This window comes from Streptomyces tailanensis, from assembly GCF_008386495.1.
GTDB classification, from domain to species: domain Bacteria; phylum Actinomycetota; class Actinomycetes; order Streptomycetales; family Streptomycetaceae; genus Streptomyces; species Streptomyces tailanensis.
This window is the reverse complement of sequence record NZ_VTHJ01000007.1, coordinates 14,674-32,008: the sequence shown is the minus strand read 5'-3', so window position 1 is coordinate 32,008 and position 17,335 is coordinate 14,674. Positions and strand designations below refer to the sequence as shown.

Here is a 17,335-nt window from a genome sequence, read left to right as displayed (position 1 = left end):
CGTAGTCGGCACTCCGGCACAGCGGCCGTGGGCCGTGCCGGGAGGCCTCGCGCAACTGGAGGCGGCGGAGCTGGTGGCACGGCTCGACGAGTACCGGCGGCTGGATGTCCGGCCGGGTGCGGCGGACTTCGCGCAGGCGCTGCTGCGGGTGCGTCGTGACGACAGGACCGCGCTCGCGGCCGCCGCGGTGGCCGCGCGGGAGCTGGGCACGACGGAGGGCGAACGGCTGGCCGCGCGGCTGATGACCGACGTACCGTCCCCGCCCCACCGGTGCACCCGCACGGACGAACCCAGGATTCTGGTCGAGTTCGGTGAACTGCCGGAGTTCCGGAGCTAGTTGTTCCCTTCGGCGTTCCAGCGGCTGGGGCGTCCGCTTGCCGCCACTGGGGCGATGAGGAGTGGCGGCACTGGCTGGCCATGGTGCCGGGGCAGCCGGAGCTCGTGGCGGGCCGGATCCTGCGCGACCTGTCGCAGCCAGTCATCGAGGACACCGGGGCGGAGTTCTCGCGCCTTCCGTCGCTCGCCGAGAAGGAGGGGGAAGCGGATAAGGCCGTACGGCTCTGCGTGGCGTACGGCACGGCCTGGTCGGTGCTGCGGGCGATGCTGCCGCGGCTGCTCGCCGAACTCGACAGCGAGCGGAAGGCGAAGACGCCGATCCGTGGGCTCGGGGACCTGCTGGCCGTCGCCGCCGAGTGAGTGGAGCGGTCCGGGGCACACGGGGAGCTGCCCGACCTCGATCTGGCGGCGGACCGAAGGGGCACGTCGCGGCAGGAAATCCGCCTGTCATACAAACCGCAACAAAAGGTGCGGAACGATGCTTTTACCGATCAGTCACAGAGCGTTCGTGATCACGCAACACGCTTCCTTCACAGTGGTCACATGACTCCAGACATGTCTGATGTGACGCGGGCGAGGAACGGTCGCCCGGTACACCACTGGCGGCGGGACGTGGTCGAACTCGCCGCGCTGTTCACGGCGGTGGCGGTGGCCGACGCGGTGGCGAACCTGATCGGTCACGGACCCGACGGTCCGGCACTGCTGGTGATCTCGGCGGCCGTGCTGCTGGCGACCGCCGGCTTCCACATCTGGTGGGCACGCCGCCACGGTCACGCGCCGCCGACGAACGATACCGACGCCCGGCCGCCGCTCCCCGAGGTGCAGCAGGCCGGGCCGTCCGGGGCGGACGCCGAGGCGATGGCCGGGGCGACCGCGCTGTGGCGGATGCGGACGACGGTGAAGGACGAACCGGGCTCGCTGGCGGCGCTGTGCTCGGCGCTGGCGGGTCTCCGGGTCGACATTCTGAGCCTGCAGACACATCCGCTGGCCGAGGGCACGGTGGACGAGTTCCTGCTGCGCGCGCCCGAGGCGCTGGCGGCCTCCGAGATCACCCGGGCGGTGGCGCACGCGGCCGGTACCGGGACCTGGATCGAGCGCGGTGACGCCCATGACCTGGTGGACGCGCCGACCCGGGTACTCGGCCTGGCCACGCGTACGGCGCTGGACGCGGCGGAACTCCCGTTGGCGCTACGGCAGTTGCTGGGACGCTGCACCATCCGTTCGCTGCCCGCCCCCGCGGAGAGCGCCCCGGTCGAAGGGGCGCTGGAGGACACGTTGATGCGGCTGCGGGCGCCGGAGGGTGGGGTGATCACGGTGGAGCGGCCGTATCTGCCGTTCACGCCGACGGAGTTCGCGCGGGCGCGGGCCCTGGTGGAGTTGGACGCACGTCTGGGGCCCCGTATCCCGCGCAGCCAGGACGTACTGACGCTGCCCGAGGGCAACGACATCACGGTGCGCCGGGCCGACGAGGACGACCTCTCGGCGGCGACGGCGATGCACGAGCGGTGCTCGCCGCGCGCGCTGAGCATGCGATACCACGGTCCCGTGGGCGACGCCGACCGGTATCTCAAGCACCTGCTCAGCCCCCGCTTCGGCCGGACCCTCGCCGCGCAGACGGCCTCCGGGCGCCTCGTCGGCCTCGGCCATCTCCTCTGGGACGGCGACGAGACGGAGATCGCCCTGCTCATCGAGGACGACTGGCAGCGGCGCGGCATCGGCAGCGAGTTGCTGCGCAGGCTGGTGGCCATGGCGGTCGAGACGGGCTGCGAGAACGTGTACGCGGTGACGCAGTCGTCCAACACGGGGATGGTGGCGGCGATGCGGGGGCTGGGGTTGCCGCTTGATTATCAGATCGAGGAGGGGACGCTGGTCATTACGGCGGGGCTGGAGCCGATGTCCGCGAAGCGGCTTGGGGAGTGCCGGGTCGAAGCGCCGTAGGGGTGCGGATCAGTCACGACTGCGGGTTGTGTTGGGTTGCTCGCGCAGTTCCCCGCGCCCTTTTAGGGCCTCCGGCCCTTCAAGGGCGCGGGGCCGCGCCTTCCCATCACGCCCTGAGCTGAATCCCGGCGGCGTAAGGCTCATACCCCGTTAAGCAGCTGACGTTCGGGGTGTCGGCGTACCAAGATTGTCCGCATGGCTGACACCAAGAGTCTTCTGCCCCGGCAGGTCGCCGACGCGTATGTCGACGACCTCATCGCCCTCGACCCGCTGACCGGTACGTATCTCGGTGTGAAGGAGAGTTCGAGCAAGTTGCCGGATCTCTCCCCGGCGGGCCTGGAGGCCGTCGCGGAGCTGATTCGGTCGACGCTCGCCCGGCTCGACGAAGCGGAACGGCGGCCGGGGGCGGACAGTGACGTCGAGCGCCGTTGCGCGCGGCTGCTGCGGGAGCGGCTGACGGCGGAGCTGGCGGTTCACGAGGCCGACGAGGGCCTGCGCACGGTCGGCAACTTGGCCACCCCGCCGCACGGGGTGCGTGAGGTCTTCACCATCACCCCGGCCGAGACGGAGGATGACTGGAGGGCGATCGCGGAGCGGCTGCGCGCGGTGCCGGCGGCGTACGCCGGTTACCGTGAGTCGCTCGCGCTCGGTCTGGACCGCAAGCTCTACGCGGGTCCGCGGCCGACCGCCACGTTCATCGAGCAGCTCACCGAGTGGGCGGACACGGACGGGTCGGGGCGCGGCTGGTTCGAGGACTTCGCGTCGGCGGGCCCCGAGTCCCTGCGCGCCGAGCTCGACGAGGCGGCCCGGGCCGCGACGCGGGCTGTCGCGGAGCTGCGCGACTGGATGCGTGAGGTGTACGCCCCGGCGATCGAGGGCGAGCCGAACACGGTCGGCCGGGAGCGCTACGCCCGGCTGGCCCGCTACTTCACCGGTGCGGACCTGGACCTCGACGAGGCGTACGCGTACGGCTGGGCCGAGTTCCATCGGCTGCTCGGCGAGATGAAGCAGGGGGCGGAGAAGGTCCTGCCCGGCGCCGAGACGCCGTGGGTGGCGCTGGCGCACCTGGACGAGCACGGCCGGCACATCGAGGGCGTCGACGAGGTCCGCGTCTGGCTGCAGTCCCTGATGGACGAGGCGATCGAGGCGCTCGACGGCACGCACTTCGACCTCGCCGAGCCGGTGAAGAAGGTCGAGTCGTGCATCGCCCCGCCCGGCAGCGCCGCGGCCCCCTACTACTCGGCCCCGACGGAGGACTTCTCCCGCCCGGGCCGCACCTGGCTGCCGACCATGGGGCAGACCCGCTTCCCGGTGTACGACCTGGTCTCGACCTGGTACCACGAGGGCGTTCCCGGCCATCACCTCCAGCTCGCGCAGTGGGTGTACGTCAAGGACGACCTGTCCCGCTACCAGGCCACGATCGGTGGCGTCAGCGCCAACGCGGAGGGCTGGGCCCTGTACGCGGAACGGCTCATGGACGAACTGGGCTTCCTCAGGGACGCGGAGGAGCGGCTCGGCTATCTCGACGCGCAGATGATGCGCGCGGCCCGCGTCATCGTGGACATCGGCATGCACCTGGAGCTGGAGATCCCGGCGGACTCCCCCTTCCACCCGGGCGAGCGCTGGACGCCGGAGCTGGCCGAGGAGTTCTTCGACGCCCACAGCAGCCGCCCCTCGGACTACGTCGCGAGCGAGCTGACCCGCTACCTGACCATCCCCGGGCAGGCCATCGGCTACAAGCTGGGCGAGCGTGCCTGGCTCCTCGGCCGCGAGAAGGCCAGGCAGCGCCGCGGCGACGCCTTCGACACCAAGGCCTGGCACATGGCGGCCCTGTCGCAGGGCTCGCTGGGACTGGACGACCTGGTGGACGAGCTGTCGCAGCTGTGACGCCGCCGGCCGGGCCCACGCCCGCGGCCGGGCCCGGCCGCCGCCCATGCTCAGCTCGTGCGCAGTCAGCTCGTGCGTGGTCTCACCCGGACCAGGCCGAGCCACGTCTCCGGTCCCGTCGAGACATACGCGGCGCGGACCCCGTACTGGCCGGGGGTCAGATCCACCCGGATGTGGTCCGTCTGCCGGGAGGCGCTGCCGGGCCAGGCGGCGTCGAACAGAACGACCGGCCCAGGAACCCGCCACTCCATCTCCGGCCCCCACACGGCGGCCTCCAGCGCGGCCGCTACGTCAACAAGGCTTCCGGCATCGGCGTCGGCCGCGTGCCGGCGTACGAAGGTGCCGTGCTCCGGCAGGTACGCGGTGGCGGCGGGTTCGTCACCGAGGACGAGGGCGCGGGTGTCCCCGACCGGCAGGAGCCCGACGTATCCCTCGACGTCACAGGCGCGGTCGTGGTCGGACGACGTCTCGTCGCCGTCGGCGCCCGCCCAGAACGGCAGTACCGCCTCCGGTATCGCTATGAGCGGACCGCCGCTCGACTCCACCCACCGCACCGCACCTGGAACCGCCGTCTCCGCGTATCGAGCCATGCCCAGAAGCTACACGGCGGCCTTGCGCGCGAACTCGGCACCCCCGCTCAATTCTTGACAGAATGTCAGCAGCCGCAGTTCTCGGCGTCCAAGGGCGTGGTCAGCGGGTCGGCGTCGCGCCGTTCACGGCCCTGCCCTGTCTCGTACTCATACCCCTCGCGGGCCCAGTACTCGAAGCCGCCGAGCATCTCCTTGACCTGGAAGCCGAGTTCCGCGAGGGCGAGGGCGGCGCGGGTCGCCCCGTTGCAACCGGGGCCCCAGCAGTAGGTGACGACCGGCACGGACTTGTCGAGGAGTTGCTCCGCCTGCTCGGGGATGAGAGCGGTGGGCAGGTGGATCGCGCCCGGGATGTGGCCCTGCTCCCAGGACTCCGTGGAGCGGGAGTCGAGGACGACGAAACCGGGGTCGCCGTCAGTGGCGAGGGCGGCGGCCACGTCGTCCACGTCGGAGTGGAAGACCAGGCTGGCCCTGAAGTACGCGGCGGCCTCGGCCGGGGCGGCGGGCGCGACGCCCAGGACGGGGTGGACTGCGGACGTGGTGGTGACGCTCATGAGCTGGCCTCTCCCTCGCGGAACTCCTTGTTTCCCTGACCAGAAATCTACGATCGGCAACCCTCTTCCTGAAGGGGCATTCCCCGGCCTGAACCTTGATCGGCCGGTGATTCCCCTGCTATCCATCGGACATGACCGCGAATCCCCCGTACGTGCCCGACGCGACCGACTGGCGCCTCCTGGAGGTCCTCCAGCGCGAAGGCCGCGCCGGCTTCGCCGAGCTCGCCCGTGCCGTGTCGATGTCCGCGAGCGCCGTGACCGAGCGGGTGCGACGGCTGGAGGAGGCGGGTGTCATCCAGGGGTACACGGCGGTCGTCGACCCCGAGCGCCTCGGCCTGTCGATCCTCGCGTTCGTCCGCCTGCGCTACCCCAACGGCAACTACAAGCCGTTCCACGACCTCGTCGCCGTCACCCCCGAGATCCTGGAGGCGCACCATGTCACGGGTGACGACTGCTTCGTGATCAAGGTCGCCGCGCGTTCGATGCGCCATCTGGAGGAGGTCTCGGGCAAGATCGGCGCGCTGGGGTCCGTCACCACCAGCGTCGTGTACTCCTCACCGCTCCCCCGGCGGCCCCTGGGTCACTGACCACGCTGCCGCAGCACCGACCCCGTCCTGTCCTTCACGACCTCCAGCTGCGCGTGGACGCGCCGTCGCAGGTCAGCGACATGGCTGACGATTCCGACGCTGCGGTCGCGTTCGCGGAGCGAGTCGAGGACGTCGAGGACCTCGTCGAGGGTCTGGTCGTCGAGGCTGCCGAACCCCTCGTCGATGAAGAGGGTGTCGAGACGGACACCGCCCGCCTCGTCGGTGACGACGTCGGCGAGGCCCAGGGCGAGCGCGAGGGACGCGAAGAACGTCTCGCCGCCGGAGAGCGTGGCCGTGTCCCGCTCCCGGCCGGTCCAGGCGTCGACGACGTGCAGCCCGAGCCCGCTGCGGCCGCGTCCGGCCCGGTCGTCGGAGTGGACGAGGGTGTAGCGGCCGGAGGACATGCGCTGGAGCCGTACGGTCGCGGCGGCGGCGACCTGTTCCAGGCGGGCGGCGAGGACGTAGGCCTCCAGGCGCATCCTGCGCTCGTTGTCGGCGGAGGTGCCGGCCGCGAGTCCGGCCATGCGGGCGACGCGGTCGTACTCCTCGCGCAGCGGCGCGAGTCGTCGTACGGATGCGGTCGCCCGCGCGGACAGCCGGTCGAGTTCGGTTACGCGCCGCTCGGCCGCGTCCCACGCGGACACGGCGTGCCGGTACCGCCGGGCGGCGGCCTCGGCGTCCCGCTCGGCGGTCGCGAGGTCGGCGGGCGACTGCTGGGCGGCGGCCGCCGTGTCGGCCTCGGCGAGCACGGCCCGCACCGCCGCCTCCTCCGACTGCCGGGCATCGAGCCGCCGTTGGAGGTCCCGGTGGGCGGCGTCGTCGAGGAGCGCGGCGGCCGCCGCCCGCGGGGTGTCGAACCCGGCGCGGAAGGCCGCGTCGGCGAGCCGGGCGTCGGCGTCCTTGAGGCGCTGCGCGGTGTCGGCGGCGGCACGTACGGCGTCGGCGGCGTCGGTGAACAGTGCGGCCTGCCGCTCCAGCTGCGCGGCACGGGCGGCCACGCTCTCGGCATCGCCGCGCGCCTGCGTCAACTCCCCTTCCAGCGTGGCTCTTTCCCGCTCCAGCGCGTCCCGCCGGGTGTCGCGGGTCGCCGCCCTGACCGCCGCCTCCTGTCGCGCGGCGGTCCGCCGGTCACGCTCCCGCTCGGCGTGCAGCAGGGCTTCCTGCGCGCGGTGCAGTCCGGAGGCACTCTGCCGCGCCTCCCCGTACTGCTGCTCCAACTCCTCGGCTATAAGAACGAGTTGCTCGGTCGGGGTGTCCCCGGCCTCGGCGCTCGCGGCCGCCAACGCCCGCTGTACGAGCCCGAGTCGCCGCTCGGCCTCGCCGCGCTCCTCGTCGGCCCGCTGGAACGCGGCGAGCGCCCGTTCCTCCGTGTCGCGGTCGACGTGCCCGGCGATCTTCCGGGCCGGTTCGGGGTGTTCCGTGCCGCCGCAGACCGCGCACGGCTCGCCGGCGACGAGCTCGGCGGCGAGTTCGGCGGCGATGCCCTGCAGGCGCTGTTCCTTGAGGTCGAGCCAGTGGGTGCGCGCCGCCAACGCGCGCTCGGTCAGCTGGAGCACACGCGCCTGGGCGTCGTCGGTGTCGCGGCCGAGCTGGTCGCGCTGGCGCGCGGCGCCGAGCCGCTTCTCGGCGGGCTCGCGCTGTACGGCGAGCTGCTCGGCGCGGGTGGCGGCCTCCTGGGCCGCCTCGATACGGACCTGCAGCGCGGCACGCGTCGCCTCCCACCCGGCGAGCCAGTCCTCGGCGTCCCTCAGGACGTCCTCGTCGGCCCGCTCCTCGTCGGCCAACTCGTCGCGCTCGGCGACGAGTTCGGCGAGCCGCCGCTCCGCACGCCGGGCCGAGTCCAGGCCGCCCAGCTCCTCCGCGGCCCTGCGGGCGGCTGTCGCGAGCCCGGCGGCATCGGCGTCGGCGTGGGTCCGCGGCAGTTCGGCACGCGCTTGTCCCTCGGCCGTGCTCGCACTCCGGTGCTCGGTCTCGGCCTCGTCCCGCAGCTCCAGCGCCGGAGCCACGACCGCCGCCTTGCGGGCGCGCTCCATGCGTGCCCGGTCCTCCTGGTGGGCGTCGGCGCCCTCCTCCAGCACGCCGGCCCGCTTCCGCGCCTCGGCGAACCGCCGCTGGAGCCGCGCCACTTCGCGTACGTCGTCCAGTACGCGCTCGGCGGCGGCCTGCGCCGACTCGGCGGCGGCGCGAGCACAGTGGGCGATCGTCAGCCGCTCGCGGGCGGTGCTGCGGGCGACGGCGGCCCAGCCCAGGACGGCTTCGGCCAGCCCCGGGTCGCCCGGCGCCAGGTCGGGCAGCTCCACGGCGTCCCCGGCCGCCTGCTGCATACGGTGGGCGTCGGCGAGCAGCTCGGTATCGCCCTCCCGCACCCGCGCCTCGGTCTCCCGGCGCCGCTCGACGAGGCGCTTCTCGACCGCGGCGAAGCGGTGCGTGTCGAAGAGACGGCCCAGGAGCCGGCCACGCGCCTCGGCGTCGGCGCGCAGGAAGCGCGCGAAGTCGCCCTGCGGCAGCAGCACCACCTGGCAGAACTGCTCCCGGCTCATCCCCAGGACCTGGGTGATCTCCTCGCCGATCTCCTGGTGGGAGCGGCTGAGGTCCTTCCACGCTCCCGTGGCGGCGTCGTACTCGCGCAGCCAGGTCTGTGCCTTCTCGACCGTGGTGCCCGCGCCCCGCTTCTTGGGACGCTCCCACGGCGGCTGCCGGGTGATCTCCAACCGACGTCCGGCGATGGTGAGTTCGAGGCGGACCTCGGTGCGCGTCTCGGCCGCCGCGTGGTCGCTGCGCAGCATCATGCCCTGGCCGCTCTGGCGGGCACCCGGCACCGAGCCGTACAGCGCGAAGCAGACGGCGTCCAGGACCGAGGTCTTGCCGGCGCCGGTCGGGCCGTGCAGCAGGAAGAGGCCGGCGGCCGAGAGGTCGTCGAAGTCGACGGACTGGGCACCGCCGAAGGGCCCGAACGCGGTGATGTCGAGTCGGTGCAGTCTCATCGGCGCCCCTCGGTGCCAAGCCGGTGCAGTCTCATCGGGCCTCTTCCGTGCCGGACCGACGCAGGGAGTACGAGCCGTTCATCGGGCGACCTCCCGGACGGTCTCGTCGGCCCGTACGGCGTCGAAGGCGTCCCGGAGCACCGTCTGTTCGTGCTCGTCGGGTCCGGTGCCGCGCACATGGGCCACGAAGTCCTCGGCGATCTGCTGGTCGTCGCGGCCGGCCAGGCGCCTGGCGTAGGAGACGTCCGGGTCGCCGGGGGCGCGCTCAGGGTCGAAGACGAGGCTGAGCGTGTGCGGGAAGCGCTCGCACAGCCGGGCCATGGGCTCGGCGGGGCGTACCGGGTCGGTGAGGGTCGCCTCGACCCAGGCGTCCTCGTGGCGCGCCGGCCCGGGGTCGGCGAGCAGCTCCTCCAACCGCCCCCGGATGCGGGCGAGTCGGCGCGGGACGGGGCAGTCGACGCGCTCGGCCTCGATCGAGCCGTCGGCGCCGAGGTCGACCAGCCACATGCTCTTGCGGTGGTCGGCCTCCGAGAAGGAGTACGCCAGTGGGGAGCCCGAGTAGCGCACGCGTTCGGTGATGGTCTGGCTGCCGTGCAGATGGCCCAGTGCCACGTAGTCGACGCCGTCGAAGACACCGGCGGGCACGGCCGAGACGCCGCCGGCGGAGATGTCCCGCTCGCTGTCGCTGGGGGCGCCGCCAGTGACGAAGGCATGGGCCAGGACGACGGAACGGGTGCCGTCCGCGCGGGTGGCGAGGTCGGCGCGGACCCGGTCCATCGCGGCGGCGAGCACCGCCTCGTGGCCCGCCTTCTCCACCCCGAACTCGTCCTTCACCAGGGCGGGTTCGAGGTACGGCAGCCCGTAGAAGGCGACATCGCCGTGGGAGTCGGTGAGCATCACCGGGGTGCCGGCCGCCGAGGGCGCGGTCCGCAGATGGATCCCGGCCCGTCCGATGAGGCCCGCGCCGACGCCGAGGCGGCGCGCCGAGTCGTGGTTCCCGGAGATCATCACCGTGGGCACGTCCAGCTCGGCCAGGCGGTGCAGGGCGTCGTCGTAGAGCTCGACCGCCGCCAGCGGGGGCACCGCGCGGTCGTACACGTCCCCCGACACGACCACCGCGTCCACCTCGCGCTCGCGCACGGTCGTGACGAGGTGACCGATGAACTCGGCCTGGGCGCCGAGCATGTTCACCCGGTGGAACGCCCGGCCGAGATGCCAGTCGGACGTGTGCAGCAATTTCATGAAATCGCCCCGAACCGCACGTTCACCCCTACTGCCCCTCCAAGACCAGCACGAACCAGCACGGGGCTCGCTGTCAACATCCGCCACGCTAACGCATGCCGCCCACTGACCCGGTATCGCAAGCCGGGCGGTAGCTCACCCATCGGCGGATTCCGACACCTTCTTGACGCCGTGCCGCGTTCCGTACACCGGTTCGGGCGGGGATGCTGGGGGCCAGGGCGGCCGCTTTCCACGGCCGTGCAAGGCGACAGGCCACGGCCGAAGTGTGGCGTCGGGACATCGGAGGTGGCTGGTGGCCGTGGGTGCGACTCGGGCCCGGTGGTCCCGGCTGGCCGTTCATCCCACCCGCGGTGTCGTGTGGGGCTTCGCCTTCGTCGTCGTACTGGGTACGGCCCTGCTGACGCTGCCTGCCGCCACCGCGCCCGGCCGGGGCACGAGCGTGCTGACCGCCTTGTTCACCTCGGCGGGTGCGCTCAGCGGTGGCCTTTCCATCGTGGGGACCGGCAGCCACTGGACACCGTTCGGCGAGGGCGTGGTCCTGGCGCTGATCCAGATCGGCGGCTTCGGCATCATGACGCTCGCGTCGCTGCTGGCCCTGCTCGTCTCGGGTCGGCTGCGACTGCGGACCCAGCTCACCACGCAGGCGGAGACGGAAACCCGCGGTCTGGGTGTCGGGGGTATCCGCCGGGTGCTGCTGGGAATCGCCGGTACCACCCTCGCCAGAGATCCGCGGGCGCGCCGACGCGGACATCATGGGCCGCCGGATCTCCGGCGCCACCCTGCGCCAGGCCCTCACCGTGGCGCTGCTGGGCGTGGGCTTCGTGATGGTCGGCACGCTGGTCCTGCTCGCCGTCAGCGAGGAGTCGGCCGAGGCGGTCCTGTTCGAGGCCGTCTCCGCCTTCGGCACGGTCGGACTGACCACCGGCATCACCGCGGACCTTCCTCCGGCGGGCCAACTCACGCTCATCGTCCTGATGTTCATCGGACGCGTCGGCCCCATCACCCTCGCCAGCGCGCTCGTCCTGCGGCAGCGCGACCGCCGTTACCCCCTGCCCGAGGAGCGACCCGTCATTGGCTGACCGTCTCAAGTTCCTGCGTACACAACGGCATCGGCGCACCGCCGCCGACCGCCGCCCGGCCCACGACTCCAGAGTCGCCGTCATCGGGCTCGGCCGCTTCGGACAGTCCGTGGCGGCGGAACTGATGCGACGCGGCTGGGACGTGCTCGGCATCGACGCCGACGCCGGCCTCGTCCAGAAGGTCGGCGACGAGCCGACCCACGCCGCCGCCGCGGACTGCACCGACCCCGCCGCGCCGGCGCAGCTCGGCGTCGGGGAGTTCTCCCGTGTGGTGGTCGGCATCGGCACCGACCTGGAATGCGGTCAGGTTGCCGGGGCGGAAGTAGTTGGAGAGGGCCGCGTCCACCTTGTCGGGCTTGTAGATGTTGCCGTGCGCCATACGGCGTCGCAGGGCCTGCGGCGACATGTCGACCAGCTCGACCTGGTCGGCCCGGCGCACCACCTCGTCCGGGACGGTCTCCTGCTGGCGGATGCCGGTGATCGACTCCACCACGTCACCCAGCGACTCCAGGTGCTGGATGTTGACGGTTGATATCACGTCGATGCCGGCCACGAGCAGCTCCTCGACATCCTGCCAGCGCTTGGAGTTGCGCGAGCCCGGAATGTTCGCGTGGGCCAGTTCGTCGACCAGGGCGACCTGGGGACGACGGGCCAGCACCGCGTCGACGTCCGTCTCCGTGAAGACGCTGCCGCGGTACTCCAACTCCTGGCGGGGTATCTCCTCCAGCCCGTGCAGCATCACCTCGGTGCGCGGCCGGCTGTGGTGCTCGACGAAGGCGACCACGCAGTCGGTGCCGCGTTCCACCCGCCGGTGCGCCTCCGACAGCATCGCGTACGTCTTGCCGACGCCCGGTGCCGCACCGAGATAGATCCGAAGCTTGCCGCGTGCCATGTTCATCCCTCGAAGCGGTAGCCCATTCCGGGCTCGGTGATCAGGTAGCGGGGGTGGGACGGGTCTGCCTCCAGTTTGCGGCGCAGCTGGGCCATGTAGACCCGCAGGTAGTTGGTCTTGTTGCTCTGGGACGCGCCCCACACCTCCTGGAGCAGCTGTTTCTGTGTGACGAGCCGACCGGGGTTGGTCACCAGGATCTCCAGCAGGTGCCACTCGGTCGGGGTGAGGCGGACGTCGCGTCCGGCGCGCCGGACCTTCTTCGCGGCCAGGTCGATCGTGAACCCGTCCGCCGTGACCAGCGTCATCTCGGGTTCGATCGGCACTGCTTCCGTACGGCGGACGGCGGCGCGCAGCCGGGCCAGCAGCTCGTCCATGCTGAACGGCTTGGTGATGTAGTCGTCGGCGCCCGCGTCCAGGGCGGCGACCTTCTCGTCGGACGCCCGCCGGGCGGACAGCACGAGTATCGGCACCCTGGTCCAGCCGCGCAGGGCCTGGATGACGTCGACGCCGTCCATGTCCGGCAGGCCCAGGTCGAGGACGACCACGTCGGGCTGGCGGGCGGCGGCCAGGCGCAGGGCCGTGGCGCCGTCCGGGGCCGCGCCGACGCCGTAGTGGCGGGCCTGAATGTTGATGACGAGCGCGCGTACGAGTTGGGGGTCGTCCTCCACGACCAGCACCCGGGTCATCGGTGTGCGCCTTCTGTCATGCGCGGGGGCGGAACAGCCCGTGAGGGCCGGCTGGCGGTGGGAGCCGACGGCTCCGGGAGGTGTCCCGGGCCGTCGGCTCCCGCACGGTTCGCGTCAACCCGTCAGCTCTTCGCCGCGAGTTCCTTGAGCGCGATGTTGAGCTCCAGGACGTTGACGTGCCGCTCGCCCATGAAGCCGAGCGTGCGGCCGTCGGTGTGCTCGTCGACCAGCTTCTGGACCTGCGCCACGGTCAGTCCGTTGTTCTCGGCCACCCGCTCGACCTGGACGTCCGCGTACTCCGGGGAGATGTGCGGGTCGATGGCGGAGGCCGAGCCGGTGACCGCGTCCTTGGGCACCTCGGACTCGGGTACGCCGTTGAACTCGGCGACCTGCTTCTTCGCCGCCCTCACGTTCTCGACGAGGGTCGGGTCGCTCGCGCCCAGCTGGCTGGAGCCGGTGGCCAGCGGGTCGTAGCCGCTGTGGGAGGGGCGGCCCTGGAACCACTTCGGGTCCGGCTTGTCGGTGCCCTTGATGTTCCAGCTCTGGCCGATCAGCTTCGAGCCGACCTCCTTGCCGTCGACCTCGACCATCGAGCCGTTGGCTTTGTCGTGGAACAGGGCCTGGCCGATGCCGGTGACGAGCAGCGGGTAGGCGATGCCGGTCACGACGGTGAGGAGGAGCAGCATGCGCAGGGAGGCCCACACCATGCGTGCGGAGCTTGCGAGAGATGTGTTCATGTCCTTCAGCCGATCCCGGGGATGAGCGAGATGAGCAGGTCGATGATCTTGATGCCGATGAAGGGCGCGATCAGCCCGCCGAGGCCGTAGATCGTCAGGTTGCGCCGCAGCATCTTGTCCGCGCTGACGGGCCGGTACTGCACGCCCTTCAGCGAGAGCGGTACGAGCGCGATGATGATCAGCGCGTTGAAGATGACCGCGGACAGGATCGCGGAGTCCGGCGAGGACAGGCCCATGATGTTGAGCTTGTCCAGGCCCGGGTACACGGTCGCGAACAGCGCCGGGATGATCGCGAAGTACTTCGCGACGTCGTTGGCGATGGAGAACGTCGTCAACGCGCCCCGGGTGATGAGGAGTTGCTTGCCGATCTCGACGATCTCGATGAGCTTGGTCGGGTTGGAGTCGAGGTCGACCATGTTGCCGGCCTCCTTGGCGGCCGACGTACCCGTGTTCATCGCCACGCCGACGTCCGCCTGCGCGAGCGCGGGCGCGTCGTTCGTACCGTCACCGGTCATCGCGACCAGCTTGCCGCCGGCCTGCTCCCGCTTGATGAGGGCCATCTTGTCCTCGGGAGTGGCCTCCGCGAGGAAGTCGTCGACGCCCGCCTCCTCGGCGATCGCCTTCGCGGTCAGCGGGTTGTCACCCGTGATCATGATCGTCTTGATGCCCATGCGGCGCAGTTCCTCGAACCTCTCCCGCATGCCCTCCTTGACGACGTCCTTCAGGTGGATGACACCCAGGACGCGGGCGCCCCGGTCGTCCCTGACCGCGACCAGCAGCGGCGTGCCGCCCGCCTCGGAGATGCGGTCGGCGATCGTGTCCGCGTCGTCGGCGACGGTGCCACCCTCCTCCCGCACCCAGGCGAGAACGGAGGCCGTGGCACCCTTGCGGACCTTCCTGCCGTCCACGTCCACACCCGACATACGGGTCTGCGCGGTGAACTCGATCCACTCCGCGTGCGCCAGCTCGCCCTGGTGGCGCTCGCGCAGCCCGTACTTCTCCTTCGCGAGTACGACGATGGAGCGGCCCTCGGGCGTCTCGTCGGCCAGCGACGACAGCTGGGCGGTGTCGGCCACCTCGGCCTCCGTCGTCCCGCTCACCGGCACGAACTCGGCGGCCTGGCGGTTGCCGAGCGTGATGGTGCCGGTCTTGTCGAGCAGCAGCGTGGAGACGTCACCGGCGGCCTCGACCGCGCGGCCGGACATGGCGAGTACGTTGCGCTGCACCAGGCGGTCCATACCGGCGATGCCGATCGCGGACAGCAGGGCACCGATCGTGGTGGGGATGAGGCAGACCAGCAGGGCCACCAGCACGACCAGCGACAGGTGGCTGCCCGCGTAGTCCGCGAACGGCGGCAGCGTCGCCACCGCCAGCAGGAAGACGATCGTCAGCGACGCCAGCAGGATGTTCAGGGCGATCTCGTTCGGCGTCTTCTGCCGCGCGGCACCCTCGACCAGGTTGATCATCCGGTCGATGAAGGTCTCACCGGGCTTCGTCGTGATCTTGATGACGATGCGGTCGGAGAGGACCTTCGTACCGCCGGTGACAGCCGAGCGGTCGCCGCCGGACTCCCGGATGACCGGAGCCGACTCACCCGTGATCGCCGACTCGTCGACGGAGGCCACGCCCTCGATGACGTCGCCGTCCCCCGGGATGATGTCGCCGGCCTCGCAGACGACCAGGTCGCCGATCTTGAGGTCGGTGCCCGGAACCTGCTCCTCGGAGCCGTCCCCCCGCAGCCGGCGCGCGACCGTGTCGGTCTTGGCCTTGCGCAGGGTGTCGGCCTGCGCCTTGCCGCGGCCCTCGGCGACGGCCTCCGCCAGGTTGGCGAAGATCACGGTCAGCCACAGCCAGGCGCTGACGGTCCAGCCGAACCAGTCGCCCGGGTCCTTGAAGGAGAAGACCGTCGTCAGGACTGAGCCGACGAGGACCACGAACATCACGGGCGACTTGATCATCACCCGCGGGTCGAGCTTGCGGAGGGCGTCCGGCAGCGACTTGACGAGCTGCTTGGGGTCGAACAGCCCTCCGCCGACCCGCCCGTCGGGCTTGTGCCCGGTGGGCGCGTCCTGGTGGGGCGCAAGGGTGGGAGTGGGCATGGAGTCCTGCTTCTTTACATCGGTCTTCTTTGCGTCGGTCTTCTGCGTGTTGGTCGTCATCACGCCAACCCCTCGGCCAACGGGCCCAGGGCAAGGGCCGGGAAGAACGTCAGACCGGTGATGATCAGGATCGCGCCCACCAACAGGCCGGTGAACAGCGGCTTCTCGGTGCGCAGGGTTCCTGCCGTGGGCGGGACCGGCTTCTGCTCGGCGAGCGACCCGGCCAGCGCCAGCACGAACACCATCGGCAGGAAGCGGCCCAGCACCATGCACAGGCCCAGCATCGTGTTGTGGTACTCGGTGTTCGCCGCGAAGCCCGCGAAGGCCGAGCCGTTGTTGTTGCTGGCCGAGGTGTAGGCGTAGAGCACCTCGGAGAAGCCGTGCGCGCCGATGTTCGTCATCGACGACTCGCCCTTGCCCAGCGCCATCGCCAGCGCCGTGCCGATCAGCATGAGCGTCGGGGTGATGAGGATGTAGCAGGCGGCCAGCTTGATCTCACGGGTGCCGATCTTCTTGCCCAGGTACTCGGGCGTACGGCCGACCATGAGCCCCGCGATGAACACCGCGATGATCGCCATGATCAACATGCCGTACAGGCCGGAGCCCACGCCGCCGGGCGCGATCTCGCCCAGCATCATGCCGAGCAGCAGCACGCCTCCGGAAAGGCCGCTGAAGGAGTCGTGGAAGGAGTTCACGGACCCGGTCGAGGTCATGGTCGTGGAGACCGCGAACAGCGAGGAGTTGCCCTCGCCGAAGCGCTGCTCCTTGCCCTCCATGGCGCCGCCGGCGAGCTGGGAGGCGGTGCCCGGGTGGGCATACTCGATCCAGGTCACGGCGATCACGCCGAGGAACCAGATGGTCGCCATCGCGCCGACGATCGCGTAGCCCTGCTTGACGTTGCCGACCATCCTGCCGAAGGTGCGCGGCAGCGAGAACGGGATGACCAGCAGCAGGAAGATCTCCAGCCAGTTGGTGAAACCGTTGGGGTTCTCGAACGGGTGGGCGCTGTTGGCGTTGAAGAAGCCGCCGCCGTTCGTGCCCACGTCCTTGATGGCCTCCTGGGAGGCGACCGCGCCCGGGCTGATGGCCTGCTTGTCGCCTGTCAGGGTGGTGATGGTGTGGATGTCGCCGAAGTTCTGGACGGCACCGCAGGCGATGAGGATCACGGCGGCGACCACCGAGATCGGGACCAGGATGCGGATGACGCAGCGCACCAGGTCCGCCCAGAAGTTGCCGAGATCACCGGTGCGGGATCGCGCGAATCCGCGTACCAGCGCCACCGCGACGGCGATACCGACGGCCGCGGAGACGAAGTTCTGCACGGCCAGGCCCATGGTCTGGGTGACGTGGCTCATCGCCACCTCGCCGGAGTACGACTGCCAGTTCGTGTTGGACACGAAGGAGGCGGCCGTGTTGAACGCCTGGTCCGGGGTGATCGGCTTGAAGCCGAGCGACAGCGGGAACTTGCCCTGGATCCGCTGCAGCAGGTACAGGAACAGCACGCTCACCGCGGAGAAGACCAGCACTCCGCGCAGGTAGGCGGGCCAGCGCATCTCCGCGTCCGGGTTGGCGCCCACGGAGCGGTAGATCCACTTCTCGGCCCGCAGGTGCTTCTCGGACTGGAAGACGGCGGCCATGTAGTCGCCGAGGGGACGGTGCACGAGAGCGAGCGCGCCGATCAGCGCGGTCACCACGAGCACGTCAGCAAGTACGGAACTCATGGCGGC

15 protein-coding genes and 2 pseudogenes are annotated in these 17,335 nt (G+C 71.2%); 7 read left to right on the top strand and 10 right to left on the bottom strand.

Annotated features, from left to right (window positions below; all coding sequences use genetic code 11):
* Window positions 1-34: 34 nt before the first annotated feature.
* The 4 genes from F3T56_RS47565 to F3T56_RS07825 all read left to right on the top strand — a co-directional run bounded on the left by F3T56_RS47565 (window position 35) and on the right by F3T56_RS07825 (window position 4,161).
* Window positions 35-337 carry a hypothetical protein gene (locus F3T56_RS47565; RefSeq protein ID WP_246203484.1) on the top strand — a complete coding sequence of 101 codons (303 nt, stop codon included), beginning with the start codon at window positions 35-37 and terminating at the stop codon, window positions 335-337.
* Between the two features lie 80 nt (window positions 338-417).
* A complete protein-coding gene (locus F3T56_RS47560; RefSeq protein ID WP_246203483.1) occupies window positions 418-696 on the top strand; it encodes a hypothetical protein in 279 nt (92 codons plus the stop codon).
* Between the two features lie 183 nt (window positions 697-879).
* Window positions 880-2,274, top strand: a complete 1,395-nt coding sequence (locus F3T56_RS07830; RefSeq protein WP_149824105.1) for a GNAT family N-acetyltransferase — start codon at window positions 880-882, stop codon at window positions 2,272-2,274.
* 195 nt (window positions 2,275-2,469) lie between these two features.
* The gene (locus F3T56_RS07825) at window positions 2,470-4,161 is read left to right on the top strand and encodes a DUF885 domain-containing protein (protein WP_149823966.1); all 1,692 of its coding nucleotides are present in this window, start codon (window positions 2,470-2,472) and stop codon (window positions 4,159-4,161) included.
* Between the two features lie 65 nt (window positions 4,162-4,226).
* Here the strand turns inward: F3T56_RS07825 and F3T56_RS07820 are convergent, their stop codons facing one another.
* Both F3T56_RS07820 and F3T56_RS07815 read right to left on the bottom strand, forming a co-directional pair.
* Complete coding sequence (locus F3T56_RS07820) at window positions 4,227-4,751, bottom strand: immunity 21 family protein (RefSeq protein WP_149823965.1); 525 nt, start codon at window positions 4,749-4,751, stop codon at window positions 4,227-4,229.
* Between the two features lie 65 nt (window positions 4,752-4,816).
* Window positions 4,817-5,302 carry a rhodanese-like domain-containing protein gene (locus F3T56_RS07815; RefSeq protein ID WP_149823964.1) on the bottom strand — a complete coding sequence of 162 codons (486 nt, stop codon included), beginning with the start codon at window positions 5,300-5,302 and terminating at the stop codon, window positions 4,817-4,819.
* 131 nt (window positions 5,303-5,433) lie between these two features.
* Here F3T56_RS07815 and F3T56_RS07810 point away from each other — a divergent pair, with 131 nt between their 5' ends.
* A complete protein-coding gene (locus tag F3T56_RS07810; protein WP_149823963.1) occupies window positions 5,434-5,889 on the top strand; it encodes an Lrp/AsnC family transcriptional regulator in 456 nt (151 codons plus the stop codon).
* Here the strand turns inward: F3T56_RS07810 and F3T56_RS07805 are convergent.
* The 3 genes from F3T56_RS07805 to F3T56_RS47555 all read right to left on the bottom strand — a co-directional run bounded on the left by F3T56_RS07805 (window position 5,883) and on the right by F3T56_RS47555 (window position 10,688).
* Complete coding sequence (locus F3T56_RS07805) at window positions 5,883-8,873, bottom strand: AAA family ATPase (RefSeq protein WP_149823962.1); 2,991 nt, start codon at window positions 8,871-8,873, stop codon at window positions 5,883-5,885. The genes F3T56_RS07810 and F3T56_RS07805 overlap by 7 nt on opposite strands.
* Window positions 8,874-8,951: 78 nt before the next feature.
* Window positions 8,952-10,115 carry an exonuclease SbcCD subunit D gene (locus F3T56_RS07800; RefSeq protein ID WP_149823961.1) on the bottom strand — a complete coding sequence of 388 codons (1,164 nt, stop codon included), beginning with the start codon at window positions 10,113-10,115 and terminating at the stop codon, window positions 8,952-8,954.
* A gap of 336 nt (window positions 10,116-10,451) precedes the next feature.
* On the bottom strand, window positions 10,452-10,688 hold the full coding sequence (locus F3T56_RS47555) for a hypothetical protein (protein WP_246203482.1): 237 nt from the start codon (window positions 10,686-10,688) through the stop codon (window positions 10,452-10,454).
* Between the two features lie 179 nt (window positions 10,689-10,867).
* Here F3T56_RS47555 and F3T56_RS47550 point away from each other — a divergent pair, with 179 nt between their 5' ends.
* A complete protein-coding gene (locus F3T56_RS47550; protein ID WP_246203481.1) occupies window positions 10,868-11,194 on the top strand; it encodes a potassium transporter TrkG in 327 nt (108 codons plus the stop codon).
* Between the two features lie 124 nt (window positions 11,195-11,318).
* Window positions 11,319-11,426, top strand: a pseudogene (locus F3T56_RS47545) (TrkA family potassium uptake protein); the annotation flags it as partial.
* Window positions 11,427-11,486: 60 nt separating this feature from the next.
* Here F3T56_RS47545 and F3T56_RS07785 read toward each other — a convergent pair.
* The 5 genes and pseudogenes from F3T56_RS07785 to kdpA all read right to left on the bottom strand — a co-directional run.
* Window positions 11,487-12,086 (bottom strand): annotated as a pseudogene (locus F3T56_RS07785) (histidine kinase); the annotation flags it as partial.
* Window positions 12,087-12,088: 2 nt separating this feature from the next.
* Window positions 12,089-12,772, bottom strand: coding sequence for a response regulator (locus tag F3T56_RS07780; protein ID WP_149823960.1), 684 nt, complete (start codon window positions 12,770-12,772; stop codon window positions 12,089-12,091).
* A 122-nt stretch (window positions 12,773-12,894) separates the two neighbouring features.
* Entirely contained in the window at window positions 12,895-13,509 is a 615-nt protein-coding gene (kdpC, locus tag F3T56_RS07775; protein ID WP_149823959.1) for a potassium-transporting ATPase subunit KdpC, read from the bottom strand.
* A gap of 5 nt (window positions 13,510-13,514) precedes the next feature.
* Window positions 13,515-15,668 (bottom strand): potassium-transporting ATPase subunit KdpB, encoded by a 2,154-nt coding sequence (gene kdpB, locus F3T56_RS07770; RefSeq protein WP_425473549.1) that lies wholly within the window; start codon window positions 15,666-15,668, stop codon window positions 13,515-13,517.
* The gene (gene kdpA / locus F3T56_RS07765; RefSeq protein WP_149823958.1) at window positions 15,668-17,329 is read right to left on the bottom strand and encodes a potassium-transporting ATPase subunit KdpA; all 1,662 of its coding nucleotides are present in this window, start codon (window positions 17,327-17,329) and stop codon (window positions 15,668-15,670) included. Before kdpA ends, kdpB begins: the two co-directional genes overlap by 1 nt.
* Between the last annotated feature and the right edge of the window lie 6 nt (window positions 17,330-17,335).

What these genes read in the sequence shown, in the direction of transcription:
- F3T56_RS47560 (WP_246203483.1), top strand. Translation starts at nt 418, where the DNA reads ATGGTGCCGGGGCAGCCGGAGCTCGTGGCGGGCCGGATCCTGCGCGAC.
- F3T56_RS07830 (WP_149824105.1), top strand. Translation starts at nt 880, where the DNA reads ATGACTCCAGACATGTCTGATGTGACGCGGGCGAGGAACGGTCGCCCG.
- F3T56_RS07825 (WP_149823966.1), top strand. Translation starts at nt 2,470, where the DNA reads ATGGCTGACACCAAGAGTCTTCTGCCCCGGCAGGTCGCCGACGCGTAT.
- F3T56_RS07820 (WP_149823965.1), bottom strand. Translation starts at nt 4,751, where the DNA reads ATGGCTCGATACGCGGAGACGGCGGTTCCAGGTGCGGTGCGGTGGGTG.
- F3T56_RS07815 (WP_149823964.1), bottom strand. Translation starts at nt 5,302, where the DNA reads ATGAGCGTCACCACCACGTCCGCAGTCCACCCCGTCCTGGGCGTCGCG.
- F3T56_RS07810 (WP_149823963.1), top strand. Translation starts at nt 5,434, where the DNA reads ATGACCGCGAATCCCCCGTACGTGCCCGACGCGACCGACTGGCGCCTC.
- F3T56_RS07805 (WP_149823962.1), bottom strand. Translation starts at nt 8,873, where the DNA reads ATGAGACTGCACCGACTCGACATCACCGCGTTCGGGCCCTTCGGCGGT.
- F3T56_RS07800 (WP_149823961.1), bottom strand. Translation starts at nt 10,115, where the DNA reads ATGAAATTGCTGCACACGTCCGACTGGCATCTCGGCCGGGCGTTCCAC.
- F3T56_RS47555 (WP_246203482.1), bottom strand. Translation starts at nt 10,688, where the DNA reads ATGATGCCGAAGCCGCCGATCTGGATCAGCGCCAGGACCACGCCCTCG.
- F3T56_RS47550 (WP_246203481.1), top strand. Translation starts at nt 10,868, where the DNA reads ATGGGCCGCCGGATCTCCGGCGCCACCCTGCGCCAGGCCCTCACCGTG.
- F3T56_RS07780 (WP_149823960.1), bottom strand. Translation starts at nt 12,772, where the DNA reads ATGACCCGGGTGCTGGTCGTGGAGGACGACCCCCAACTCGTACGCGCG.
- kdpC (WP_149823959.1), bottom strand. Translation starts at nt 13,509, where the DNA reads ATGAACACATCTCTCGCAAGCTCCGCACGCATGGTGTGGGCCTCCCTG.
- kdpB (WP_425473549.1), bottom strand. Translation starts at nt 15,668, where the DNA reads ATGACGACCAACACGCAGAAGACCGACGCAAAGAAGACCGATGTAAAG.
- kdpA (WP_149823958.1), bottom strand. Translation starts at nt 17,329, where the DNA reads ATGAGTTCCGTACTTGCTGACGTGCTCGTGGTGACCGCGCTGATCGGC.